At 45.8% G+C, this 20,275-nt stretch carries 15 protein-coding genes; all 15 read right to left on the bottom strand.

Annotated elements, in window-relative coordinates:
* Positions 1-117: 117 nt before the first annotated feature.
* The 15 genes from BKX93_RS24165 to gltB all read right to left on the bottom strand — a co-directional run bounded on the left by BKX93_RS24165 (position 118) and on the right by gltB (position 20,273).
* Positions 118-1,059 (bottom strand): acyltransferase family protein, encoded by a 942-nt coding sequence (locus tag BKX93_RS24165; protein WP_186009434.1) that lies wholly within the window; start codon positions 1,057-1,059, stop codon positions 118-120.
* A gap of 123 nt (positions 1,060-1,182) precedes the next feature.
* On the bottom strand, positions 1,183-2,055 hold the full coding sequence (locus tag BKX93_RS17370; RefSeq protein ID WP_070980724.1) for an alpha-1,2-fucosyltransferase: 873 nt from the start codon (positions 2,053-2,055) through the stop codon (positions 1,183-1,185).
* Between the two features lie 110 nt (positions 2,056-2,165).
* A complete protein-coding gene (locus BKX93_RS17365) occupies positions 2,166-2,975 on the bottom strand; it encodes a glycosyltransferase (protein ID WP_070980722.1) in 810 nt (269 codons plus the stop codon).
* 1,034 nt (positions 2,976-4,009) lie between these two features.
* On the bottom strand, positions 4,010-5,146 hold the full coding sequence (locus tag BKX93_RS24160) for a glycosyltransferase family 4 protein (RefSeq protein WP_083340589.1): 1,137 nt from the start codon (positions 5,144-5,146) through the stop codon (positions 4,010-4,012).
* A gap of 35 nt (positions 5,147-5,181) precedes the next feature.
* The gene (locus BKX93_RS24155) at positions 5,182-6,312 is read right to left on the bottom strand and encodes an EpsG family protein (RefSeq protein WP_145929334.1); all 1,131 of its coding nucleotides are present in this window, start codon (positions 6,310-6,312) and stop codon (positions 5,182-5,184) included.
* 27 nt (positions 6,313-6,339) lie between these two features.
* On the bottom strand, positions 6,340-7,590 hold the full coding sequence (locus BKX93_RS24150) for an oligosaccharide flippase family protein (RefSeq protein ID WP_083340587.1): 1,251 nt from the start codon (positions 7,588-7,590) through the stop codon (positions 6,340-6,342).
* A 12-nt stretch (positions 7,591-7,602) separates the two neighbouring features.
* Positions 7,603-8,463 (bottom strand): glycosyltransferase, encoded by an 861-nt coding sequence (locus BKX93_RS24145; protein ID WP_083340586.1) that lies wholly within the window; start codon positions 8,461-8,463, stop codon positions 7,603-7,605.
* On the bottom strand, positions 8,456-9,379 hold the full coding sequence (locus BKX93_RS24140; RefSeq protein ID WP_083340585.1) for an alpha-1,2-fucosyltransferase: 924 nt from the start codon (positions 9,377-9,379) through the stop codon (positions 8,456-8,458). The genes BKX93_RS24145 and BKX93_RS24140 overlap by 8 nt, the downstream gene beginning before the upstream one ends.
* A gap of 26 nt (positions 9,380-9,405) precedes the next feature.
* Entirely contained in the window at positions 9,406-10,500 is a 1,095-nt protein-coding gene (locus tag BKX93_RS17360) for a DegT/DnrJ/EryC1/StrS family aminotransferase (RefSeq protein ID WP_244887190.1), read from the bottom strand.
* A 1-nt stretch (position 10,501) separates the two neighbouring features.
* Positions 10,502-11,440: a GNAT family N-acetyltransferase gene (locus BKX93_RS17355; RefSeq protein ID WP_222103263.1), complete on the bottom strand. Its 939-nt coding sequence runs from the start codon at positions 11,438-11,440 to the stop codon at positions 10,502-10,504.
* The gene (locus BKX93_RS24135) at positions 11,433-12,365 is read right to left on the bottom strand and encodes a hypothetical protein (RefSeq protein ID WP_083340584.1); all 933 of its coding nucleotides are present in this window, start codon (positions 12,363-12,365) and stop codon (positions 11,433-11,435) included. The genes BKX93_RS17355 and BKX93_RS24135 overlap by 8 nt, the downstream gene beginning before the upstream one ends.
* 9 nt (positions 12,366-12,374) lie before the next feature.
* Entirely contained in the window at positions 12,375-13,043 is a 669-nt protein-coding gene (locus tag BKX93_RS24130) for an acetyltransferase (RefSeq protein ID WP_082107223.1), read from the bottom strand.
* Positions 13,033-13,446 (bottom strand): sugar 3,4-ketoisomerase, encoded by a 414-nt coding sequence (locus tag BKX93_RS17350; RefSeq protein ID WP_046167948.1) that lies wholly within the window; start codon positions 13,444-13,446, stop codon positions 13,033-13,035. The genes BKX93_RS24130 and BKX93_RS17350 overlap by 11 nt, the downstream gene beginning before the upstream one ends.
* Before the next feature lie 897 nt (positions 13,447-14,343).
* Positions 14,344-15,759: an FAD-dependent oxidoreductase gene (locus tag BKX93_RS17345; protein WP_070980719.1), complete on the bottom strand. Its 1,416-nt coding sequence runs from the start codon at positions 15,757-15,759 to the stop codon at positions 14,344-14,346.
* Positions 15,760-15,824: 65 nt separating this feature from the next.
* Positions 15,825-20,273 carry a glutamate synthase large subunit gene (gltB, locus tag BKX93_RS17340; RefSeq protein WP_070980718.1) on the bottom strand — a complete coding sequence of 1,483 codons (4,449 nt, stop codon included), beginning with the start codon at positions 20,271-20,273 and terminating at the stop codon, positions 15,825-15,827.
* Between the last annotated feature and the right edge of the window lie 2 nt (positions 20,274-20,275).

Genomic DNA, 20,275 nt, shown 5'->3' with positions numbered 1-20,275 from the left:
ACCGCTCGGTTAGCCGGGAGGAGGTCACCAGATGTATAAGTCAGTCGTCTGCTCGGCACAGAACTCTGCGAAAATACAATAAAGCTCTAGTTAGACGGAAAAAAGTGAGGATACTATTCACCTAGATAAGAAAGCCAGAGACTTAGCTGAGCGTAGCAATCTAGAATAAATCTCAGAAACCAGCACAGGGATTAATACCATAAAAACCAAAGCCCCCCATCCGATTAAATCATAACTAAAAATAAATAAAAGATGCAAGCCATATATAGACAAAGTAAACTTCCCCACATATTCAAGCAAAGGAATTTTAACATACTTATATATTAATCCAAAAAACATAATAACTATAGCACTTCCTAAAAAAGCCAACACTGACTTCTGAATCAAAAACAATCCAGAATAACTACCAACAGTTGTTCTAGTATAAAATAGAGAAAATATCCCTAGGTAAATAACTAATGCTACAATAAGAAAAAGAATGATATTTTCTTGCACAACATTCTTATCCTTACTAATAACCAAAACATCACAATACTCTCTTACCCAATAACCTAGCAAGAAAAATGGTGTATAAAAAAGAATATAATGTGCGCTTGCAATGGTATGCATTTTAACCAAAACGAGGCTAACGAAAATTAACACAACTCCCTTAAATACCCATTTGCATGCCAATAAGGCAGTTACAAAAATTCTAATTGCAAATAATACAAAAAAGAACCAAAACCCAATCTGCGGATTCATAATATAATCCACGATTGTGGAAAAAAACTGCCTTGCATCCGCTTTGCAACTCACCAAAAAATAGAAGAAAAAAAATGGAACAATCAATCTTTTGGCTGACCATATTATTTCATCAGAAAAGCTCTTTTCTTTAAAACAATACCCCGAGATTAAAAAGAAAAGAGCCATATGAAAGCTATATATTATTTTAAAAATAATATTAGAATCAAACGAGCCCGGCATATACCTCATTTGTATCAAATGGCCTATGACTACCAAAAAAATGCCAAAACCTCTTACTGCATCTAAAAAATTATTTCTCGGCATAGTCATACTCATATAAGTCATCCCAAAGTTTTCGCCATCTGCTCAACACCACAATTAAGACATTATTAAATCCACACAAATATCTGGTTATAAAATAAAAATATTATTTATTCCCTTACCATATACATAATCATCTCACAGCCTTACCCAATTTAATGGGAGTAAATCTTTCGTATCGTGTGAAGCTTGATTAAACCAATTCATTGGAGCTATAACTATTTTGTGATCATTCGAGTTAAGCCATGCACCCCACCAACTAAAACTGCTATTAGCTATAACATTATGCTTACAATGCGCCATCAATCTAAGGTCTTGAAATGCTGTCGCTGCATTATTATGGGAAACAAATGTAGATTTATGTGGAAAGCTTAAGTTTTCACGGCACCAGTTTATATCATCTGAAAATACAAAAAAATGCGGATCTGATACATGCTCCGCAAAGAAGTTAATTGATTTTTTATAGTAATCAAGGCTGCATGTCCCATGGGTATTGCTAGCAGACTTTAGAGAAACGTAATCGCCTCGCCTTACATGGATTGAGATCGAATTTTCAGAATTTTCAATCATATCCATAATAGCCACATCCATCGGAGATGGTGGCGTGACAGGCTGCAGTTCCTTGACAAGAATATCTCTAATGTCCGTAAAATATAAATGACTCTGCCAATACCCTCTCAGATAAGAATTATCAAGTGCATTGTAAAAATTTGTATCAAAACAATAAGATTGTTCACGGTAAATTTTTAATCCAAGCCGCTTTATTGGTATTAAATTAAAAAAAGGAGCTTCTAACATTTTTTTCTGAATCGAGCTTTCCAAAACTAGTTTTTCAATTGGAAGTCGATAATGATCCAGTTCATAATACCTACTTGTATTTTTATTTGGTATATTTTCAAACCAACCCAAATCTACAAAAATTTTAGCTTTATGGATTTGGGCTAACATTCTAGCAGCAGCATATTGAAATAACTGATTCCCAAGCCCACCGCAAAGGCGTGTAACAATCATATTCCACCTTCGTAAAAAATATTATTCCAAACTACAAGATAATTCAATTTCACATTAATCTTAAAGATGTAGTCATACCTAAAGATTGTTATTTTAGCAATCACTATGTCCTATAGCTTCCTTCTTAAAATTAACCGATACACAATTTTTCTCAAGAAATCTGGAGATAAAAAAACAAATGAGCGAGCAATACCATCACATAGACAGTGTAGAAGATTTTTACTACTCACTATATGAAGATGTTTTTGCAAAGCTATTTCCGATCGCACATATTTAAGTCCTCCCCTTCGCTTAGTCATACCATTACCTACTCTGGCATGCACCAAAATAGAGGGTGAGTTATATGCCCTCGCATCTCTCGCAAGCATCAGTGCCCATAATGCATAATCCTCCATTAATGGAATCAGAGGATAACCACCAGACTCTATGGCCAATGAGCGTTTATAGCATACAGTCATGTGGTTAAACGGGTTTCTTTTCCTTGCAAACTTACAAATCTGTTCATGGGATGATGGTACACGTCTACAGTACGTTGGCTTTATAGGGTCCCATTCAAACTCTGCAATTTGAGAGCCAAATATATCAAACTGATTACTAACAATAGTCTCAATTTGCTCTTTAACTCTGTCTGGATGGCAATAATCATCAGAGTCAAATCGCATAATCCACGGCTGGGTAGCTAATTCAAGACCATAATTTAAGGCAACCGCAAGTCCCTGATTTTGACTTAATCTATGGCAAAATATTGGTAATTTTTTTGAAAATTCTTCAATAATACTATCTAAGGCATCAGTTAAAGGTCCATCTGCTATCAAAATAATTTCAGATGGCAATACTGTTTGCTTTACAATAGATTCAAGTGCTACTTGGAAATGATCAGGATTATCTTTTCCATATACAGACATCAGCATAGAAAGCATTTTCTGACCTTAATTTAGTAAAATTTATTTGCATGTTTTACCAAATGCACACCCGCTCATCATAAAAACATGCACTTACATATCTGATTTTGTGGCATAAAACATCTCACGTATTTTGAAGTCAATAATAACAAACCAATTTACATACGGGTGAAAATAATAAATACATATATTTCTCCCGCGCATCAATTTTAATCATTTGATTCAGTTGTCGCGATTACATCAACTAATTCCGCCTAAAGTTACGCATTAGCATAAGTAAAACATTCGAGGCAAGGCCAGTAATGTAGGTATTACTCTTTTAGCCTACAAGCCGCGCATTCAAATGGGTTATTTAGTTCGTATACCGGCAGGGCGAATGCGTACAGTAAGCATCTCTCCATCATGATTGCAGATAGTTACGTCTATGTTTTAGCACGACACCATCACCTTTCATCGATGAACCACCATGCAAAAATCTAAACATCCACAGCTTTATCAAATAATTCAAACCTATTCAAATACGGCATCGTTCGCAATTTCAGACATGTTGAAACAGCTAGCAACCAAAGACACATCTAATTAATGAACGGAACCAACTCATACGAAGACCCAGGAGCCCTCGCAATAATTAGCATCGTAATCGGTGCTAATGCTATGCAATCTGCGGCCAATGTATTTAATGCATATCAACCTGTAACAGAGCTTGCTGACCCATACCAAAATACTATTGTCGAGAAATTATTTACCTCGCAATTTTAATGACATACTATATCGGTATATCTTCTATGAAATCTTTAAGTGTGGCCAAAGGGCACCTATGCCTCTTAGCGTAAATTGCTTGAATAACCAACATCCTCTGAGTGGCTTTGAGCCTAACGGCTCCATCATACTTTCACATCCCATCATTACGTTAATGACGTTATGGTGAATGGACTTTCCTTACGTTGCAACCTTGCTATAACCGATGATGCAATAATAGTTAATATTAAAATTTTCAATTAATCATTGATTAATTGAAAACTCACTGGGCATGAGTTAATAGTTATACAACGTTACCGCTGTCTACTTTCCTTGATCGCAAGCGGTATAATTTTACATAAACTCTCATAAACATTCTTGCTTGAATAACATAATTGATATTGTAGCCTGCCTATATCTGCAGTCTGATTCCAGAGCTTATCATCATTAGACAATGCCAAAATAGCATTCCTTTGCTCTTTTGAATTAGCGGCAATAATCCCTGCCCCTAACGACGGAACAGCCCCAACTGGAGTCGCGACAAATGGAGTACCATTTGCCATTGCCTCTAGTAGTGTGATTGGCAAAACTTCGGTGATAGAGGTCGATAAAACAACATAACTAGCGGCAATTTCAGATGAAATTTCACATTCGTCATCCTGAGAAAACATAACTCTTTCTGTTAACTCCAGCTCTTTGACACGCCTTAGACACTTCTGGTAATAAGCACCTTTGCGGGGTCCAATAAAACGAAGCTTAAATATCTCAGGTAAATCTTGAATTACCTCTAACGCACCTAGCTGGTTTTTTATTTCAGAATAATATCCTATCAAAAGAATCTGTAGTTTACGCTTCTCGCGCTTATAAATTTTATCAGATAAATGAATAGGCGTATTAACTAAAGAGGATACTGTAATTCCAAATTTATGAGCAAGATCACGATCATAAAAACGGTTTGAAACAGCTTTTTCATCCAGTGTAGTTAATAAACTAAGTTTTTTAATTCTTTTGGGGAGCACGCTTAATCTATAGTAAATCCAGCCAATTGCTCTCATGACATCCACTAGCCTGAAACTAAATGGATGAACAGATACACCATGGCTAATCATCAGAATGGGGATATTCATCTGATTAGAGACATCCACAGCAGCATCTGTAATAGCTGTTTGCCAGCCTTCAATAATTACCAAATTTGGCCGCGTCTTAGCAAGAGCTTGCCTAAGAAGCGATTTGTCTATCCTCGAAGGCGAATAAAGCGCTCCACTACCTGATGATTGGACATGGATACGCTCTACAACAGGTAACTTTTCTTCGCTCACACTAGAGTGGGATCCAATAATACTAACCTCATGACCATTATTTACTAGCATTTTTACGTGCTCAGCAGCCGCAAGTGTTACACCTGATCTTTCACATGCAGGCCAATATCTTGAGACGATTGTAATTCTCATGTATCTTCCAAATAATTTTATTAAAGTTCCCAAACCTATCCTAAGCCAGGAAAAAAAACATAACGATATATATATTCGAAATCACTTGGAGACTTATTTAAAGCCAAATTTATCGCGGTCGCTATATATAATAAAATACACAATATAGAAAATAAGGTTCTGGGCAGGTTTTTTCGCAAAATAAATATTGGGGCGGCGCTGAAAATAACTGCCCACAATCCAAACCTCAAGGAAAATACATTCAAATATCTTCCCCAGAAACCTATTATAGTGAAATAGATCAGCAACCAAAAAATACGTGCTTCAAAACCAGTAATCTCATTTTCTACAGTTTGGTATTTAACATTAAATATTGTTGCAGTGAATTTTGTCAGTAGCACAGAGCAAATAAATAATGGCATCCACTTAAAAACTAGAGATCCTGGCTCAAGGTCATCATTGAGCCAATATTCAACCTTAGAAAACAATAAGTCATTTGAGGAGAAAAGACTTACGAAATTGTTATTTATGGGAAATAAATAAGTTAGCATCATCAATATAAAGAAAATCTTTATTGCTTTATGGACTTTAATCTTTTCTACCCAAATTACTGGAATTGCGAGCAATACTGAAAAATGAAAACCACTGGCAATTAAAACGCCCAGCAGTCTTTTCTTTGGTCCTTCCAATGAGATTGCTGCCATTAACATACATAATGCTAGAGACTGCCTAACAAATTGCCCGCTATAAATAATAAAAAAGGGAGATAACAAGGTAAGAAATAAAAACAAAACACTGTTACTATTTCTATTTCTTGACGTACAAATATATAAAATAAGGATAAAAACCATGCCAAATGAAAAATATAGCCATTCTGGCGTAGATACTCCAAATAGTTTTATAAAATAAAGCAGTAAATAAAATAGCGGGTCAGCGTAGGGATATGGTATAGCGTCAGCAATGCTGGAGATAGTAGTAAAATACTGATAATATTGAGTAAAATCATCGTAATCATTATACAAAAATAATCTTGAAAAACCGCTGGCAAGAAATGCAATAGCTACGCATAAAAAAGAAATACTTAATACTGTACTTTTAAAATTATTCGAGTGAATACCGACATAACCTGATATTGTCAAAAGTAAAAAGTACGGCAATTCATGCATTAAAGTAATAATCAATGCCACCCCTCCTAAATAGAGATTAACTTCGCTTTAGGCCATACTCTGCTTACTAAGCCTTGAGTAAAATAGAAGCAGAAAAACTGATAGCGTGTAGCTTATATACGATACAACATAGCCCCCTATTGCACCGTTAAATCCATATTTAGAAATGAAAAAATAAAAAGCAAAAGAGCCCAAGATTCCGGATATTACATTGGGTAAAAATAAACAATTAACTGCCCCTTTCGCATATAATTCGGTGGTGGCGATCATGGCTATGCAGAATGAAAAATACGCCGCCAAAGTATATGGAAGATATTGAGCAACAAATTCATATTTTGCTGAAGAAGCTATTGCTACAAAAAAATCTGACATAAAAAATGTAATAATAATAGCTAAAGCACTAAATATAAGCATAGCTAGAACTATGGTATTAATGCTTTTTTCAACTGCTCGTTTTCCTGAATTGTGGTTCGCATATACGATAGGTATATAATAATTCCCTACTACCGAGTTAACAAAACCAGGGATGAGGGATGTTAACGTCGCAAGTACTGAAAATGCAGCCACATCTTGTTTGGTCAAAAGCGCTTCAATAATATAACGGCCCGACATATCTCTAAGCCAACCAAAAATTGACCAACAAGCTACTGGCAACGAAAAAAGAAGTATCTGTAAAGATAATTTCGTTCTAAGCTGGCTTAAAATTCCATTTATCCTCCATTCAAAACCTCCAATTTTTACTGAATACAAGATAACCAAGACATTACAGGCAATTAGAATAAAAACAAGATGTAGTAGATTAGCAAAATTAAATATCAACAAGATAGCTGTAAGTGAGACTTTACTTGCATACTCAAAAAATGTTAAGCATAAATAAGATTTTCTATTTTGCAATGCATTCTCATAAGCTAATACATAAAGCTTTATCGCTTCAGAGGACGTAAATGCAAGTGCAGCCATAGCATGATATGAATGCATTAAACTTGCAAGACTCGGAATAAACTGGAGCAGTGATATAAGCAACATAATAAAGAGCACTGCTATTATTGCCTGGCTTACTGCAATCGCCATAACTTGCTGTGAGTGCTCTTTGCCCATACCAGGAGCAAAACGAATAATTGCCTGCTGTACCGCCGTAAATGGCAGCCCTAATAAAAGATTAGCTGCCGCAATAAACAACATGTATTCAGCAAAAGTCGTATTATCTAACTTTGAGGCCAAGAGCTTAAAAAGCACTAGCATGCCTATATATTGCACACCAACCGCTAATATTGCGAGTAATTTATCTTTTTTAATCATGTTTGCAACTGCCTAGTTTTTCCAGAAAATTGCTAGGCGTATTAACCCCCAGTAAAATTTGACAGTGCACAAATTTTCAATATTTAATGATGAAAAAAGATATTTTATTGCACGCTTTTTATCTGATGCTGCACAACTATAAAACCATTTTAAATTCCAACGCTTTATTGCTGAGCCATAGCCAGATCTCTCGCTGTAATGATCGAGAATGGCGGCTTCACTTTCAAGCATTTTCACTAAATTGCCAGATAAGTGGTTCTCGTGTCGCCTATAAAGTGCCAAAACTTTATTGCAGTACAAGAATTGGTAATTCTCAGCAATAGATAGCCAAATTGGCAAATCATCTACATATGAAGCATTATTTCGTGCCGACACATAAATATCTTTACGAACTAATGCCGCCAACCCATTGATAAAGAAATCTCCACGAAGCAAGCTTTGGAATATATTACCACTCTGATAGGGTTCAGATATTTCTTTAGTTTGTTCGCCACGAGAGTTAATTAGCGCAATTCTACCATATGCAACCGCTGCTTCTGGGCATTGTTCAAGCATAGCAACAAGCGTATGAAGCTTGTCTCTACAATAAATATCGTCAGATGAGAATGGTGAAATATATTTCCCAGTAGACATATCAAGAGCAAGGCTAATTGTCTCGTATACGCCCTTGTTTTCTTGGGCAATAAATTTAAATTTGTGTATTTGTTGAAGTTTGAATATGAGCTCTACACTTCCATCATTAGAGCCATCATCAATAACAATAAGCTCAACATTGGGATATGATTGACTTATAACACTGAGTATCGCTTGTTCCACATACTCAGCATGATTATAAGAGGGAAGGATAACACTCACACACGGATAATTATTCATTATCAACCAATACCATCTCGCCAAATTTCATTTCTTGTACATGCTTATTATTTTTATCCTTATCCTTTAGCCATACAGTTGGCGCAATGACAACACTATTCTCAGTATAGCCCGCCCAAGCTGCCAGCCAACTAAAGCCACTATTACTGATTACGAAGTGCTTACATCTAGACAACAAAAAAAAGCTTTGCTCATCTGTAAACTCCTTTACCACTTCAGATCCTGCAGGAAAGTGCTTCATATTTTCCTGAAGCCACTCAATGTCATCTGAGAAAAGAAAAAAAGATAAAGGATATTCTCCAGTTCTCTTTTTCATAATATTCATAGCGCTTTGAAAGTATGCTAGCCCACATGATACGTGGTATCGTAATGCATTAGGGTTTGATAAATAATCGCCTCTGCGAATATGAATAGCTACTGAATGAGACATTTGCATCTTTTCAGCCATTTCTCTTACTTTAGAAGTAATAAAATCTGGCCGTAGAGTAAACTCTAATAGCAGTTTTTCGCGGATATCAGAAAATACACCATCTCCCACAAGCTCCCCTTCAAGGTATGCTCCACGGCTTGGAAACGACATATTTTTCTTATTATGAGAGAAATCATTTAATCGCTTGCCAGAAAATCTGGTTGGTGTACTTAAATCAACACCTGATATAGCCATGACTCTGCCAGCAATGGCATTGCGGAGCCGGCTACCTTTCAGGATTTTTATCTCAGAATGGCTAGCAACCTCATATTCGACATGAAATCGATCTAGTAACAGCATCCTAGGCGTATCACCAAGAGGCGTTGCCTCAAACCAAGTAAGGTCAAGTTTTAGCTCTTGATTATGTTTTAACGACAATGCGCGACCGACCGCATATTTATGAAGTTGGGAGGCTAAACCTCCCATTACTTTGACGATGATAGCCATATTTACTTACCAATGCCCAAGCCTACTCAAGCCCTAAAAAACGCATTACAGCCATCTACGACTGCTAGCACTTCTTCATCGCTAAGAGTTGGCCCCATAGGAAGACTAAGTACTTCCTGATGAATAGACTCAGCAATTGGGAAATCGCCAATCTTATAACAAAGAGATTGATATGCAGGCTGTAGATGCGGAGGAATTGGATAATGAACTAAAGTTCCAATATTACGCTCACCAAGCCATTTTTGTAGTTCATCCCTTTTATTACTACGGACAACATACAAATGCCAAACAGGGTCGAAGCCATCATTTACCAACGGAACAATTAAGCCCGCCAGCTTTTCACTATATAATGCTGCAATTTGTTTACGTCTAGCTGTCTCTTGATCCAAATATCTTAACTTGACGCGTAAAAACGCTGCTTGTAACTCATCAAGGCGACAGTTAAAACCTTGGACTTCATTCTGATATTTAATACGAGAGCCATAGTTAAGCAGTATGCGAATTTTCTCGGCTAACGCAGTATCATTGGTAGTAATTGCACCAGCATCCCCCAGCGCTCCCAAATTTTTCCCAGGATAGAAACTAAAACCTGCAGCATGCCCCAATCCACCAACTTTGCGCTCTTTATATTTTGCACCATGCGCTTGGGCAGCATCCTCGATGACGAGTAAGTTATGCTTATCCGCGATTTGCAAAATGGGATCCATGTCAGCGGGTTGGCCATATAGATGTACAGCAAGAATTGCTCGAGTACGTGGCGTAATGAGGGCTTCTAATCGAGTGGGATCTAAATTATATGAGGTAGCATCAGGCTCAGCAGGAACAGGGGTTGCCCCAGCATATGTTACGGCAAGCCAAGTTGCAATGTAGGTATTTGATGGAACAATCACCTCATCGCCATCACTGATACCATAAGCTCTCAGGATAAGATGTAGAGCATCAAGCCCGTTACTGACCCCAATAGCATGCTTTGTTCCACAGTACTCAGCAAATTCAGCTTCGAATGCCTGTACCTCTTTTCCCAAAACATACCAGCCAGAATTCAAAACACGCTCGAATGCAGCGGTTAACTCATCACGATGAGCGCTATTAATTGCCTTTAGATCAAGGAAAGAAATCACGTTACAGTGTCCATTCATAAAAATCGTGCACCACGCCGCGTCCCCCAAAGCCTTCTTTCTGTCGAATAAGGCCTTCGTTCAGAACACGCCCTTGCTCTTCCGTGGAAACACCAAAGCTAAAGTATTTTTTATCAGAAAATACGACGTCGATTAGTTGAATTAGCACATAGTCTAAAGCCCCCAATATCCGCCCCTCATCAGAACTGGCCAGATACTGGCTGTGAACAACATGACCGAAATCATAAATCAACGCTGCCGCCAATAACTTGCCAGATAATAAAGCTCCAAACAACCTGATGTTTTCAGGGAAGCTTCTATGTAAAAGTTGAAGCTCTACATCAGAATGCACGGGAACGCAATTAAACTTTGCCAAAACAGATGAAAGTAAACTGTGGAACGAAGATAAATCTGTAAGCTCTTCGAAAACGACTCCGGCCTTCTGAGCTTTCCTCGCTGTATTTTTTCTGGAATCGCTTAACTTGGGTCGGGTCGATAGCTCGATTACTGAAGAGATATCTCTCCTTATCAGCTTGGCTTCCAATCGAAACAAAGCATACAGATCCTCCTCAGCCGGATACTTATGAAATACATGCGGAACTGCTTTATACAGCACTCTTTCACAGCTGAGGGCTTTAAAATAATGACTAATGGAGGAAAAAATCTCAAGAATTTCCGCCGCATGAAGGCTATTTCCATATAGAAGTCCTCCATATGTGAGCCCTCCATGACTGATGATTGAAGTATTTACCTGATTGCACGGAAACACTGCAACCGGTTTACCTTCTGAAGAGATTAAAATAGACTCATCATTAAAGCGCTCACGATGGTAATCCATATACCCACGGAGATGGAGGAAATTCCCATTCTTTGAAGCCTGGACTACCTTATCCCAGTCATCTTTGAATTCAGGCGTATATTTGATAATTTGAAAACTACGCAAGTGCTATATCCTGACTGATGGCGGCACCGAATCCATCTACCCCCATTCGGTTGCCATTATATATCATTAAAGTCTGATTACCATTGGCTATAAGCGCAGGATAGCAAAGTGTTTCTGAGTCCCACCCTTCGGAGCCACAGCAAATTCCGAGCAACGAATCATTACGATTCCATTGAATGCCATCATTTGATTGGAAGTAACTAGGGGTATACTCACCTGAGAGACTCCCTTTTGTGGCATACATGACATAGCTGCCATCTTTCAATTTATATACTTTAGGCCGGCCAATACGGTATTCTGGCCAAATAGCTTCCACACATGTTTCAGCTTGCCTTGGAATTTCAAGAAGATTTTTAGTTTCCGTATAGCATATATGGTACTGTGGATATGCAGTACCATTGATGACTTCCCAACCATTTCCTCGCGCAAACCACAGCCGCCACAGCCCGTCCTCATAACGAGCAGTATGAATTGCACCAATGGTCGTTTGGCCTGCTGCTCGCCCAAGAATAGGAGCTTCGCTTAACCTATTAAAGGTTTCACCATTATCATGTGAAACTGCAACACCTGAAAATGCAAGAAATTTAGCTTTCTTAACCAATTGAAAGCCTACATAAAATAAATAGATCCCATCAGAAGTGCCGACAACATCACCCAGAATTACACCATTATCATCAAAACATCCGTCTCGCCCAATATCGAGAACCGGCTTATCAGAAACTCGCAAAATCTTACTTGGATTTCGAGCGTCTATATCCACAAAACCAATCCGGCTGATCCCGGCAGTGTCACGAAACCCTGCATAGACCCTGATAGTTTCATCATTCAATTGGTATGGTTGCGGCGTCAATGCAGAATTAACAAACCACGAACCATTGGCATGCGAATTAGCATTAAATATCAGACCTAGTTTTTCCCATTTCATATAAATACCTCATATGCCTGCGGAAAAGCTACTCTTACCCGGAACAGCTCTGGCCGGATTTCCAACATATATTTTTTCTGGCTCTGTATTTTTAACGATTAAACTACCAGAACCGATAAGGCAATTTTCAGCGACTGTAATATTGTCATTCAATGTTGCATTAACGCCAATAAAAGAACCCGATCCAATATTGCAATACCCTGAAATAACCGCATGTGATGTTACAAAACAGTTATCCTGTATTACAGTGCGATGCCCGATATGATTCCCACTCCAAAGAATACAATTATTACCAATTTTCACAAAAGGTTGAATTGTATTATCCTCAAAAATAAAGGTATTCTCGCCAATCTCTGCATTTCGCCATACAAATGCACGACTACTAATATATGTTGCGAATTCATAACCCATATTTTTTAAATCGTTATAGAATTTTGTTCTCAACCGATTTAAATCTGATGCGGGAATCCCAACAAATGCCATATACTTTTCAGCAGGGAACTGTTTTTCTATTTCCTCATACGGGACGACAGGCAAGCCAAACTTAACTTTTTCATTGATATAGGCACGATTTACACAAAACCCTACGACTTCATATTCAGAATCATGAGTAAAGTACTCATACGCGATTTCTGCGAATTCCCCAGCTCCGACAATAAATATTTTTTTACTTTTCATCACTTTCCCCTCTGCACATTTCAATAAACTCTTTATAATCTCTAACGTAATCGATCTCATCATAATGAGCATCCGCTAGAACCATAAGTACACAATCCTCCGAGAAATCATACATCTCACGCCACATCATCGACTCTACGATCAAGCCTTGCGCAGGATTATCCAACAACAACTCAACTCGCTCGCGTCCATCGTCAAGTAGAAAGCGACAAGAGCCTCTTACTGCAATAATCATCTGCCTTAGATTGTGATGCGCGTGCAGTCCACGTCTAACACCTGGCTTTGTTCCAAATAGGTAATAAACTCGTCGGATTGGAAATGGAACGTTCTTCTGATCCTCAAGAGCTATCAATGCCCCACGGTCATCACCATGCTTTTGAAGCTGTACCAGCTTGACTTCCATTTTACTTTCCCTTCGCCCCATTGGCTCTGATTTTCATTGACCCCTCCTGAAATGCTTACTTATGAAGGTAGCTTTATACTTTATAGAGCTCATTGCATAGAGATTTTTGAAACAACCATAGTCAGTCTAAAGCTTAGCGGATATTGCCAAAGCCACTGAGGCATACTAAGCGATAGCGCTTGGCGCATAGATTACATATCCAACAATATTAAATGATGAATATAGATTTTAGCACTACAAAATAAACGCCCAGCATGCCATCCGTACTAAAACACCAGGCTAATTAAATTCGCAAAACTCATCATTTAAACTTGCGAGCATTTACCCCCCCCCCCGATAGATTCATATAAATACTTACTGAATCAGCCATTCTATTTCATTCGTATGCATAACAAGCTTATTTTGCATAGAAATGCAAGCACGGATAATGGAAATCTCAATATGAGAGTATGCTTTACCTGATTTGCAGGCTACGCATTGTAGCGCTCAACCTGATACGGGTCCATAATAAAACATAAGTAAACAATCGCAATAAGGGCTATGAATTACTACCCTATATTGATGGCATTTTTATTCGCGTAGGCATGAAAAAGAGGAAGACCAAGACTCTTGCCCTCCTCCAGATCATACTTTGCTAGACCTTCATACTTCCGAGAAATATGAATAACGCACCATTTTCAGCCACGCAAAGTTGGTAGCAAACCTCCAGATCAACCATGATGAGCTGTCATTACAACATTGCTTTGCTACCTATTAAGCGTCAGACACGTTTCTCGCCTCACGAAGCGATGTCCTGACATGATGCCGTTTTCAGACATTATGTTTCAAGCTCCTTGGCGCATCTTAACTCAATGAGTGCACGACTAGCTGCGATTGATGCCACAGATGAGTTTTCTTCTACCAAACACTCACAAAGGCCAGAATCCCCTCCGCCGCCTGTCTTCCTTCAGCCACAGCTCTTACGACAAGATCCGCACCTCGCACCATATCCCCGCCGGCAAACACCTTGGGGTTGCTGGTCTGATATTTGTACATGCCATGCGGAGCGGCTTGCGTGCGGCCATTGGAAGCCGTGGCTATGCCGAGCTGTTCCGACCATGGCGCCGCTTCAGCCTGGAAGCCAAAGGCGATGATCACGTGGTCGCACTCTACGATTTCTTCGCTGCCCGGCACCGTCTCGGCGTTGCGGCGGCCCTTGGCGTCCGGCTCGCCCAGGCGGGTTTCGGCCAGTTTCACCGCCAGGGTGCCGCCTATCATCGGCTCGATGGATACCGGCTGACGGTTCCACAGGAATTCGACGCCTTCTTCGCGAGCGTTGCCCACCTCGCGCTTGGAACCCGGCATATTAGCCTCATCACGGCGGTAAGCGCAGATCACTCGTTTCGCTCCCTGGCGGATGGCCGTGCGGTTGCAGTCCATCGCCGTGTCGCCGCCCCCAAGCACTACCACTCGCTTGCCGCGCATCGATATCGCAGACTCTCCTTGCGGCAGAGTGCCAAGGCTTTGTCGCACATTATTGATCAGGTAGGGCAGCGCCTCCAGAACTCCTGGGCTGTCTTCTCCCGAGAAATTGCCGCGCATATACCGATAGGCTCCCATTCCCATGAAGATGGCATCGTGCTTTTTCAAGAGCTTGTCGATGGGAATATCCTTTCCAACCTCGGTATTCAACACAAACTCGACGCCCATGCCTTCCAGTATTTCGCGGCGACGGCGCACAATATCCTTTTCCAGCTTGAACTCCGGAATGCCGAAGGTCAGCAGTCCGCCGATCTCCTCATAACGGTCATACACCACGGCCTTGACCCCGTTGCGAGCCAGAACGTCGGCGCAGGCCAAACCCGCCGGGCCAGCGCCGATCACTCCCACCGTCTTATCCGTCCACACCACTTTGGACATATCCGGCCGCCAGCCCGCCTTGAACGCCTCGTCGGTGATGTACTTTTCGATGCTGCCGATGGAAACCGCGCCGAAGCCGCCCTGATTCAGCGTACAGGCGCCTTCGCACAGCCTGTCCTGCGGGCAGACTCGGCCGCAGATTTCCGGCAGGCTATTGGTCTGGTGCGACAGCTCCGCCGCTTCAAACAAGCGTCCCTCCTCCACCAGCTTCAGCCAGTTGGGGATGTAGTTGTGCACCGGGCACTCCCACTCGCAATACGGATTGCCGCAGGACAGGCAGCGCTCGGCCTGGTCGGCGGCGTCCACCGCGTGCAGCGGCTGGTAGATTTCCTTGAATTCGATCTTGCGGACCGCAGCGTCGATCTTGTCGCCGGGGTTGCGCGACAGCTTCATGAACTGGAATACATCGGACATCGTGTTCTCTCCCGCTAGGGTGGGCGGCGCCGCGCGCCGCCCTGTATTTGGATGGCTGCCGGCGCTTAGTCTTTGAGCAGGCTTTCCAGCTTGGCGGCCTTGGGCTTCACCAGCCAGAAGTAGTCGACGTAGTCGTCGAAGTTCTGCAGCATCGCGCGGCCGGTTTCCGAACCGGTCAGCTCCACATGCTTGGCGATCTTCTCCAGCAGGTAGGCGCGGTACATGCCCATCGCCTCGCCGTTGATCAGGTGGATGTCGATCAGCTCATTGTTGTAGCGGTAGGCGAACTTCTCGTTTGGGTCGTAGACGAAGGCGAAGCCCCCGGTCATGCCCGCGCCGAAGTTGTAGCCGGTTTCTCCCATCACGATCACGGCCCCGCCGGTCATGTATTCGCAGCAATGGTCGCCCGCGCCCTCTATCACCGCCAAGGCGCCGGAATTGCGCACGCCGAAGCGCTCGCCGGCGATGCCGGCCGCGAACAGCTGGCCGCCGGTGGCGCCATACAAACAGGTGTTGCCGATGATGATGGATTCGCCCGCCTTGTAGCCGGCATCCTTGGGCGGATAGATGGTGACGCGGCCGCCGGCCATGCCCTTGCCGACATAGTCGTTGGCGTCGCCTTCCAGTTCCAGATGCAGACCGGCCGCGTTCCACACGCCGAAGCTCTGTCCGGCGCTGCCGCTGAATTTGACTTTCAGGCAGCCGAACGGCAGCCCCGCCGCGCCGTGGACGCGGGCGATCTCGCCGGACAGCCGCGCGCCGATGGAACGGTGGGTGTTTTCTATCGGATAGCTCAGCTCCAGCATCTGTTTGTTGTGGATGGCCGGCAACGCGTCCCGCAGGATCTGCTCGGCCAGCTCGCCCTTGTCGAAGGACGGGTTGCTGTCCGACACGCAGAATCGCGGCTCGCTGTCCGACACCGTGCCTTGCGACAGCAGCGGCGCCAGATCGAGACGGCCCTGGCGCTCGCTCTCTCCCGTCAAGACATCCATCAGGTCCATGCGCCCGATCAGCTCTTCCATGCTGCGCACGCCAAGCTTGGCCATCCATTCCCGCGTTTCGCGGGCGATGAACAGGAAGTAGTTGACCACCATCTCCGGCAGGCCGGTGAAGTACTTGGAGCGCAGCTTGATTTCCTGCGTCGCCACGCCGGTGGCGCAGTTGTTCAGGTGGCAGATGCGCAGGTATTTGCAGCCCAGCGCCACCATCGGCCCGGTGCCGAAGCCGAAGCTCTCGGCGCCGAGAATGGCGGCCTTGACCACGTCGAGGCCGGTTTTCAGGCCGCCGTCGGTCTGCACCCGCACCCGGCCGCGCAGGCCGTTGGCGCGCAGCACCTGCTGCGCCTCGGACAGGCCCAGCTCCCACGGCGAGCCGGCGTACTTGACCGAAGTCAGCGGCGAGGCGCCGGTGCCGCCGTCGTAACCGGAGATGGTGATCAAGTCGGCGTAAGCCTTGGCCACGCCGGCGGCGACGGTGCCGACGCCGGGCTCGGCCACCAGCTTCACCGACACCAGCGCCGATGGATTCACCTGCTTCAGGTCGAAGATCAGCTGCGCCAGGTCTTCAATGGAATAGATGTCGTGGTGCGGCGGCGGCGAGATCAGGCTGACGCCCTCCTTGGCGTGGCGCAGCCGCGCAATCAGCCCGGACACCTTGTCGCCGGGCAGCTGGCCGCCTTCGCCCGGCTTGGCGCCCTGCGCCACCTTGATCTGCAGCACCTCGGCGTTGACCAGGTAGTGCGGGGTGACGCCGAAGCGGCCGGACGCCACCTGCTTGATCTTGGACATCTTCTCGGTGCCGTAGCGCGCCGGGTCCTCGCCGCCCTCGCCGGAATTGGAGCGCCCGCCCAGGCGGTTCATCGCGATGGCCAGCGCCTCGTGCGCCTCCGGGCTCAGCGCGCCCAGCGACATGCCGGCCGAGTCGAAGCGCTTGACGATGGCCTCCACCGGCTCCACCTCGTCCAGCGGAATCGGCTCGCCGGCCAGCTTCAGTTGCATCAGGTCGCGCAGCATCGCCACCGGACGGGTGTTCACCGTCTCGGCGTATTGCAGGTAGACGCCGTAATCGCCGTTCTGCACCGCTTTCTGCAGCAGCATCACCACGTCCGGGTTGTAAGCGTGATACTCCTCGCCATGCACGTATTTCAGCAGGCCGCCCTGGTTCAGGCCCCGCATTGGGTTGAACGCCAGCTTGGCCAGCTGTTTCTGATCAGCCTCGAAATCGGCGAAATTGGCGCCGGACACGCGCGACACCGTGCCTTTCAGACACCGCTCCACCACCTCCTCGTGAATGCCCACCGCCTCGAACAGCTGCGCGCCGCGGTAGGAGGCGATGGTGGAGATGCCCATCTTGGACAGCACTTTCAGCAGGCCCTTGTTGATGCCCTTGCGGTAGTGCTGCAGCGCCTCGTTGGCTTTCAGCTTCACATCGCCATTGCTCACCAGCTCCAGAATGGTCTGGTAGGCCAGGTAGGGATAGACGGCGGTGGCGCCGTAGCCTATCACGCAGGCCATCTGGTGGGCGTCGCGCACGGCGGCGGTCTCCACCACGATATTGGTCTTGCAGCGCAGGCCGGCGTCGATCAGCGCGTGATGCACCGCGCCGGTGGCGAACAGCGCGTGAATCGGCAGCCGCTCGCCGGTGGCGTGGCGGTCGGACAGCACCACCACCACCGTGCCCTCCTCCACGGCCTCCACCACGTGGCGGGCCAGACAGGAAATCGCCTCGCTGAGCGTGGTCTCGGCCGGGTCGTAGCACAGGTCGAAATTGGTGGCCTTCAGATAAGGCTCCGGCCGGGTGGTGACACGGGTGAACTTTTCGTGGCTCAGCACCGGGCTGCGCACTTCCAGACGCTTGGCGTGCTCGGCGCTCTCCTCGAACATATTGCGCTCCGGGCCGAACACCGTATTCAGCGACATCACCACCGCCTCTCGGATCGGATCGATAGGCGGATTGGTCACCTGGGCGAACTGCTGGCGCAGATAGTCGAACGGCGAACGCACGCGCTGCGAGAGCACCGCCATCGGCGTGTCGTCGCCCATCGAGCCCACCGCCTCCTGGCCGTCGGCCGCCAGCACGCGCAGGATCTGGTCGCGCTCTTCGCGGCTGAGGTTGAACAACTTCTGCAGCCGCGCCAGCTCATCCTTGGACAAGGGCTCGACGCCGGCGTCGTCCTCGATCGACAGCTCCAGGTACTTGGCGCTGTCCTTGATCCACTGCCGGTACGGCTTGGCGCTCTTCAATTGCGCGTCGATGTCTTCCGGCATCAGCAATTCGCCGTTCAGCAGATCTGCGCCGAACAGCTGGCCCGGCTTGACGCGGCCTTTCTTCACCACGTCCTGGGCCCGGTAGTCCCAGACGCCCACTTCGGAAGCGATGGTGAGGATGTTGTCGCGGGTCAGCACCCAGCGCGCGGGACGCAGGCCGTTGCGGTCCAGCATGCAGGCGGCGTAGCGGCCGTCGGTCAGCACGATGCCGGCCGGACCGTCCCACGGCTCCATGTGCATGGAGTTGAATTCGTAGAAGGCGCGCAGGTCCTTGTCGGTGCTGTCCACGTTCTGCCAGGCCGGCGGCACCAGCAGGCGCAGCGCGCGGAACAGCGGGATGCCGCCCATCAGCAGGCCCTCCAGCATATTGTCCAGGCTCATCGAGTCAGAGCCGTCGGTCTGGACGATGGGGCGCACCGCGTCCATGTCGAGGTGCGGCGAGTCCATGATGCGCTCGCGCGCGCGCGCCCAGTTGCGATTGCCCTGCACCGTGTTGATCTCGCCGTTGTGGGCGAGGAAGCGGAAGGGCTGGGCCAGCTTCCACTGCGGCCAGGTATTGGTGGAGAAGCGCTGGTGGAACACCGCCAGGCTGGACTCGAAGCGCGGATCGGCCAGGTCCAGGAAGAAGCGCGGCAGATTGTCCGGCGTCACCAGGCCTTTATAAGAGATGGTGTGCGGCGACAGCGTGGGCAGATAGAAACAGGGATCGTCGTCGCGACAGGCCTTTTCCGCCTGGCGGCGGCCCATGTACAGCCGGCGCTGGAAGGCCGGCTCGTCCATGCCGAACGGGCAGTTCACGAACACCTGGGAGATCGCCGGCAAGGACGCCAGCGCGGTGTCGCCGCAAGCGGACAGGTCCACCGGCACCACGCGGAAACCGGCCACCTCCAGTTGCTGCGTTTCCAGATGCTCGCGCAGGCGGGCCAGGCTGCGCTCGCCGATGGCGCGGTCCGGGTGGTGGAACACCAGTCCGGCGGCGTACACTGACTTCAGCGCGATGCCGGCTTCGCCGGCCACCTCGCGCAGAAACCCGTCCGGTTTCTTGAACAACAGGCCGCAACCGTCGCCCGACTTGCCGTCCGCCGCCACCGCGCCGCGGTGGGTCAGCTTGGCCAGCGAGGAAATGGCGGTGGCCACCAGCCAGTGGCTGGGCTTGTCGTCCAACTGTGCGATCAGGCCGAAGCCGCAGCTGTCCTGTTCGAACTCGGGTTTATACAATGTGCCTTGCAGGCGGCTCTGTCTGTCCATTT

Origin of the sequence: Chromobacterium vaccinii (assembly GCF_001855275.1) — a bacterium.
Lineage (GTDB): Bacteria > Pseudomonadota > Gammaproteobacteria > Burkholderiales > Chromobacteriaceae > Chromobacterium > Chromobacterium vaccinii.
This window is presented reverse-complemented; position numbering and strand designations above follow the sequence as displayed.

Excerpts from the sequence above, each read along its gene's own strand:
- BKX93_RS24165 (WP_186009434.1), bottom strand. The coding sequence starts at position 1,059 with ATGAGTATGACTATGCCGAGAAATAATTTTTTAGATGCAGTAAGAGGT.
- BKX93_RS17370 (WP_070980724.1), bottom strand. The coding sequence starts at position 2,055 with ATGATTGTTACACGCCTTTGCGGTGGGCTTGGGAATCAGTTATTTCAA.
- BKX93_RS17365 (WP_070980722.1), bottom strand. The coding sequence starts at position 2,975 with ATGCTTTCTATGCTGATGTCTGTATATGGAAAAGATAATCCTGATCAT.
- BKX93_RS24160 (WP_083340589.1), bottom strand. The coding sequence starts at position 5,146 with ATGAGAATTACAATCGTCTCAAGATATTGGCCTGCATGTGAAAGATCA.
- BKX93_RS24150 (WP_083340587.1), bottom strand. The coding sequence starts at position 7,590 with ATGATTAAAAAAGATAAATTACTCGCAATATTAGCGGTTGGTGTGCAA.
- BKX93_RS24145 (WP_083340586.1), bottom strand. The coding sequence starts at position 8,463 with ATGAATAATTATCCGTGTGTGAGTGTTATCCTTCCCTCTTATAATCAT.
- BKX93_RS24140 (WP_083340585.1), bottom strand. The coding sequence starts at position 9,379 with ATGGCTATCATCGTCAAAGTAATGGGAGGTTTAGCCTCCCAACTTCAT.
- BKX93_RS24135 (WP_083340584.1), bottom strand. The coding sequence starts at position 12,365 with ATGAAATGGGAAAAACTAGGTCTGATATTTAATGCTAATTCGCATGCC.
- BKX93_RS24130 (WP_082107223.1), bottom strand. The coding sequence starts at position 13,043 with ATGAAAAGTAAAAAAATATTTATTGTCGGAGCTGGGGAATTCGCAGAA.
- BKX93_RS17350 (WP_046167948.1), bottom strand. The coding sequence starts at position 13,446 with ATGGAAGTCAAGCTGGTACAGCTTCAAAAGCATGGTGATGACCGTGGG.
- BKX93_RS17345 (WP_070980719.1), bottom strand. The coding sequence starts at position 15,759 with ATGTCCGATGTATTCCAGTTCATGAAGCTGTCGCGCAACCCCGGCGAC.
- gltB (WP_070980718.1), bottom strand. The coding sequence starts at position 20,273 with ATGGACAGACAGAGCCGCCTGCAAGGCACATTGTATAAACCCGAGTTC.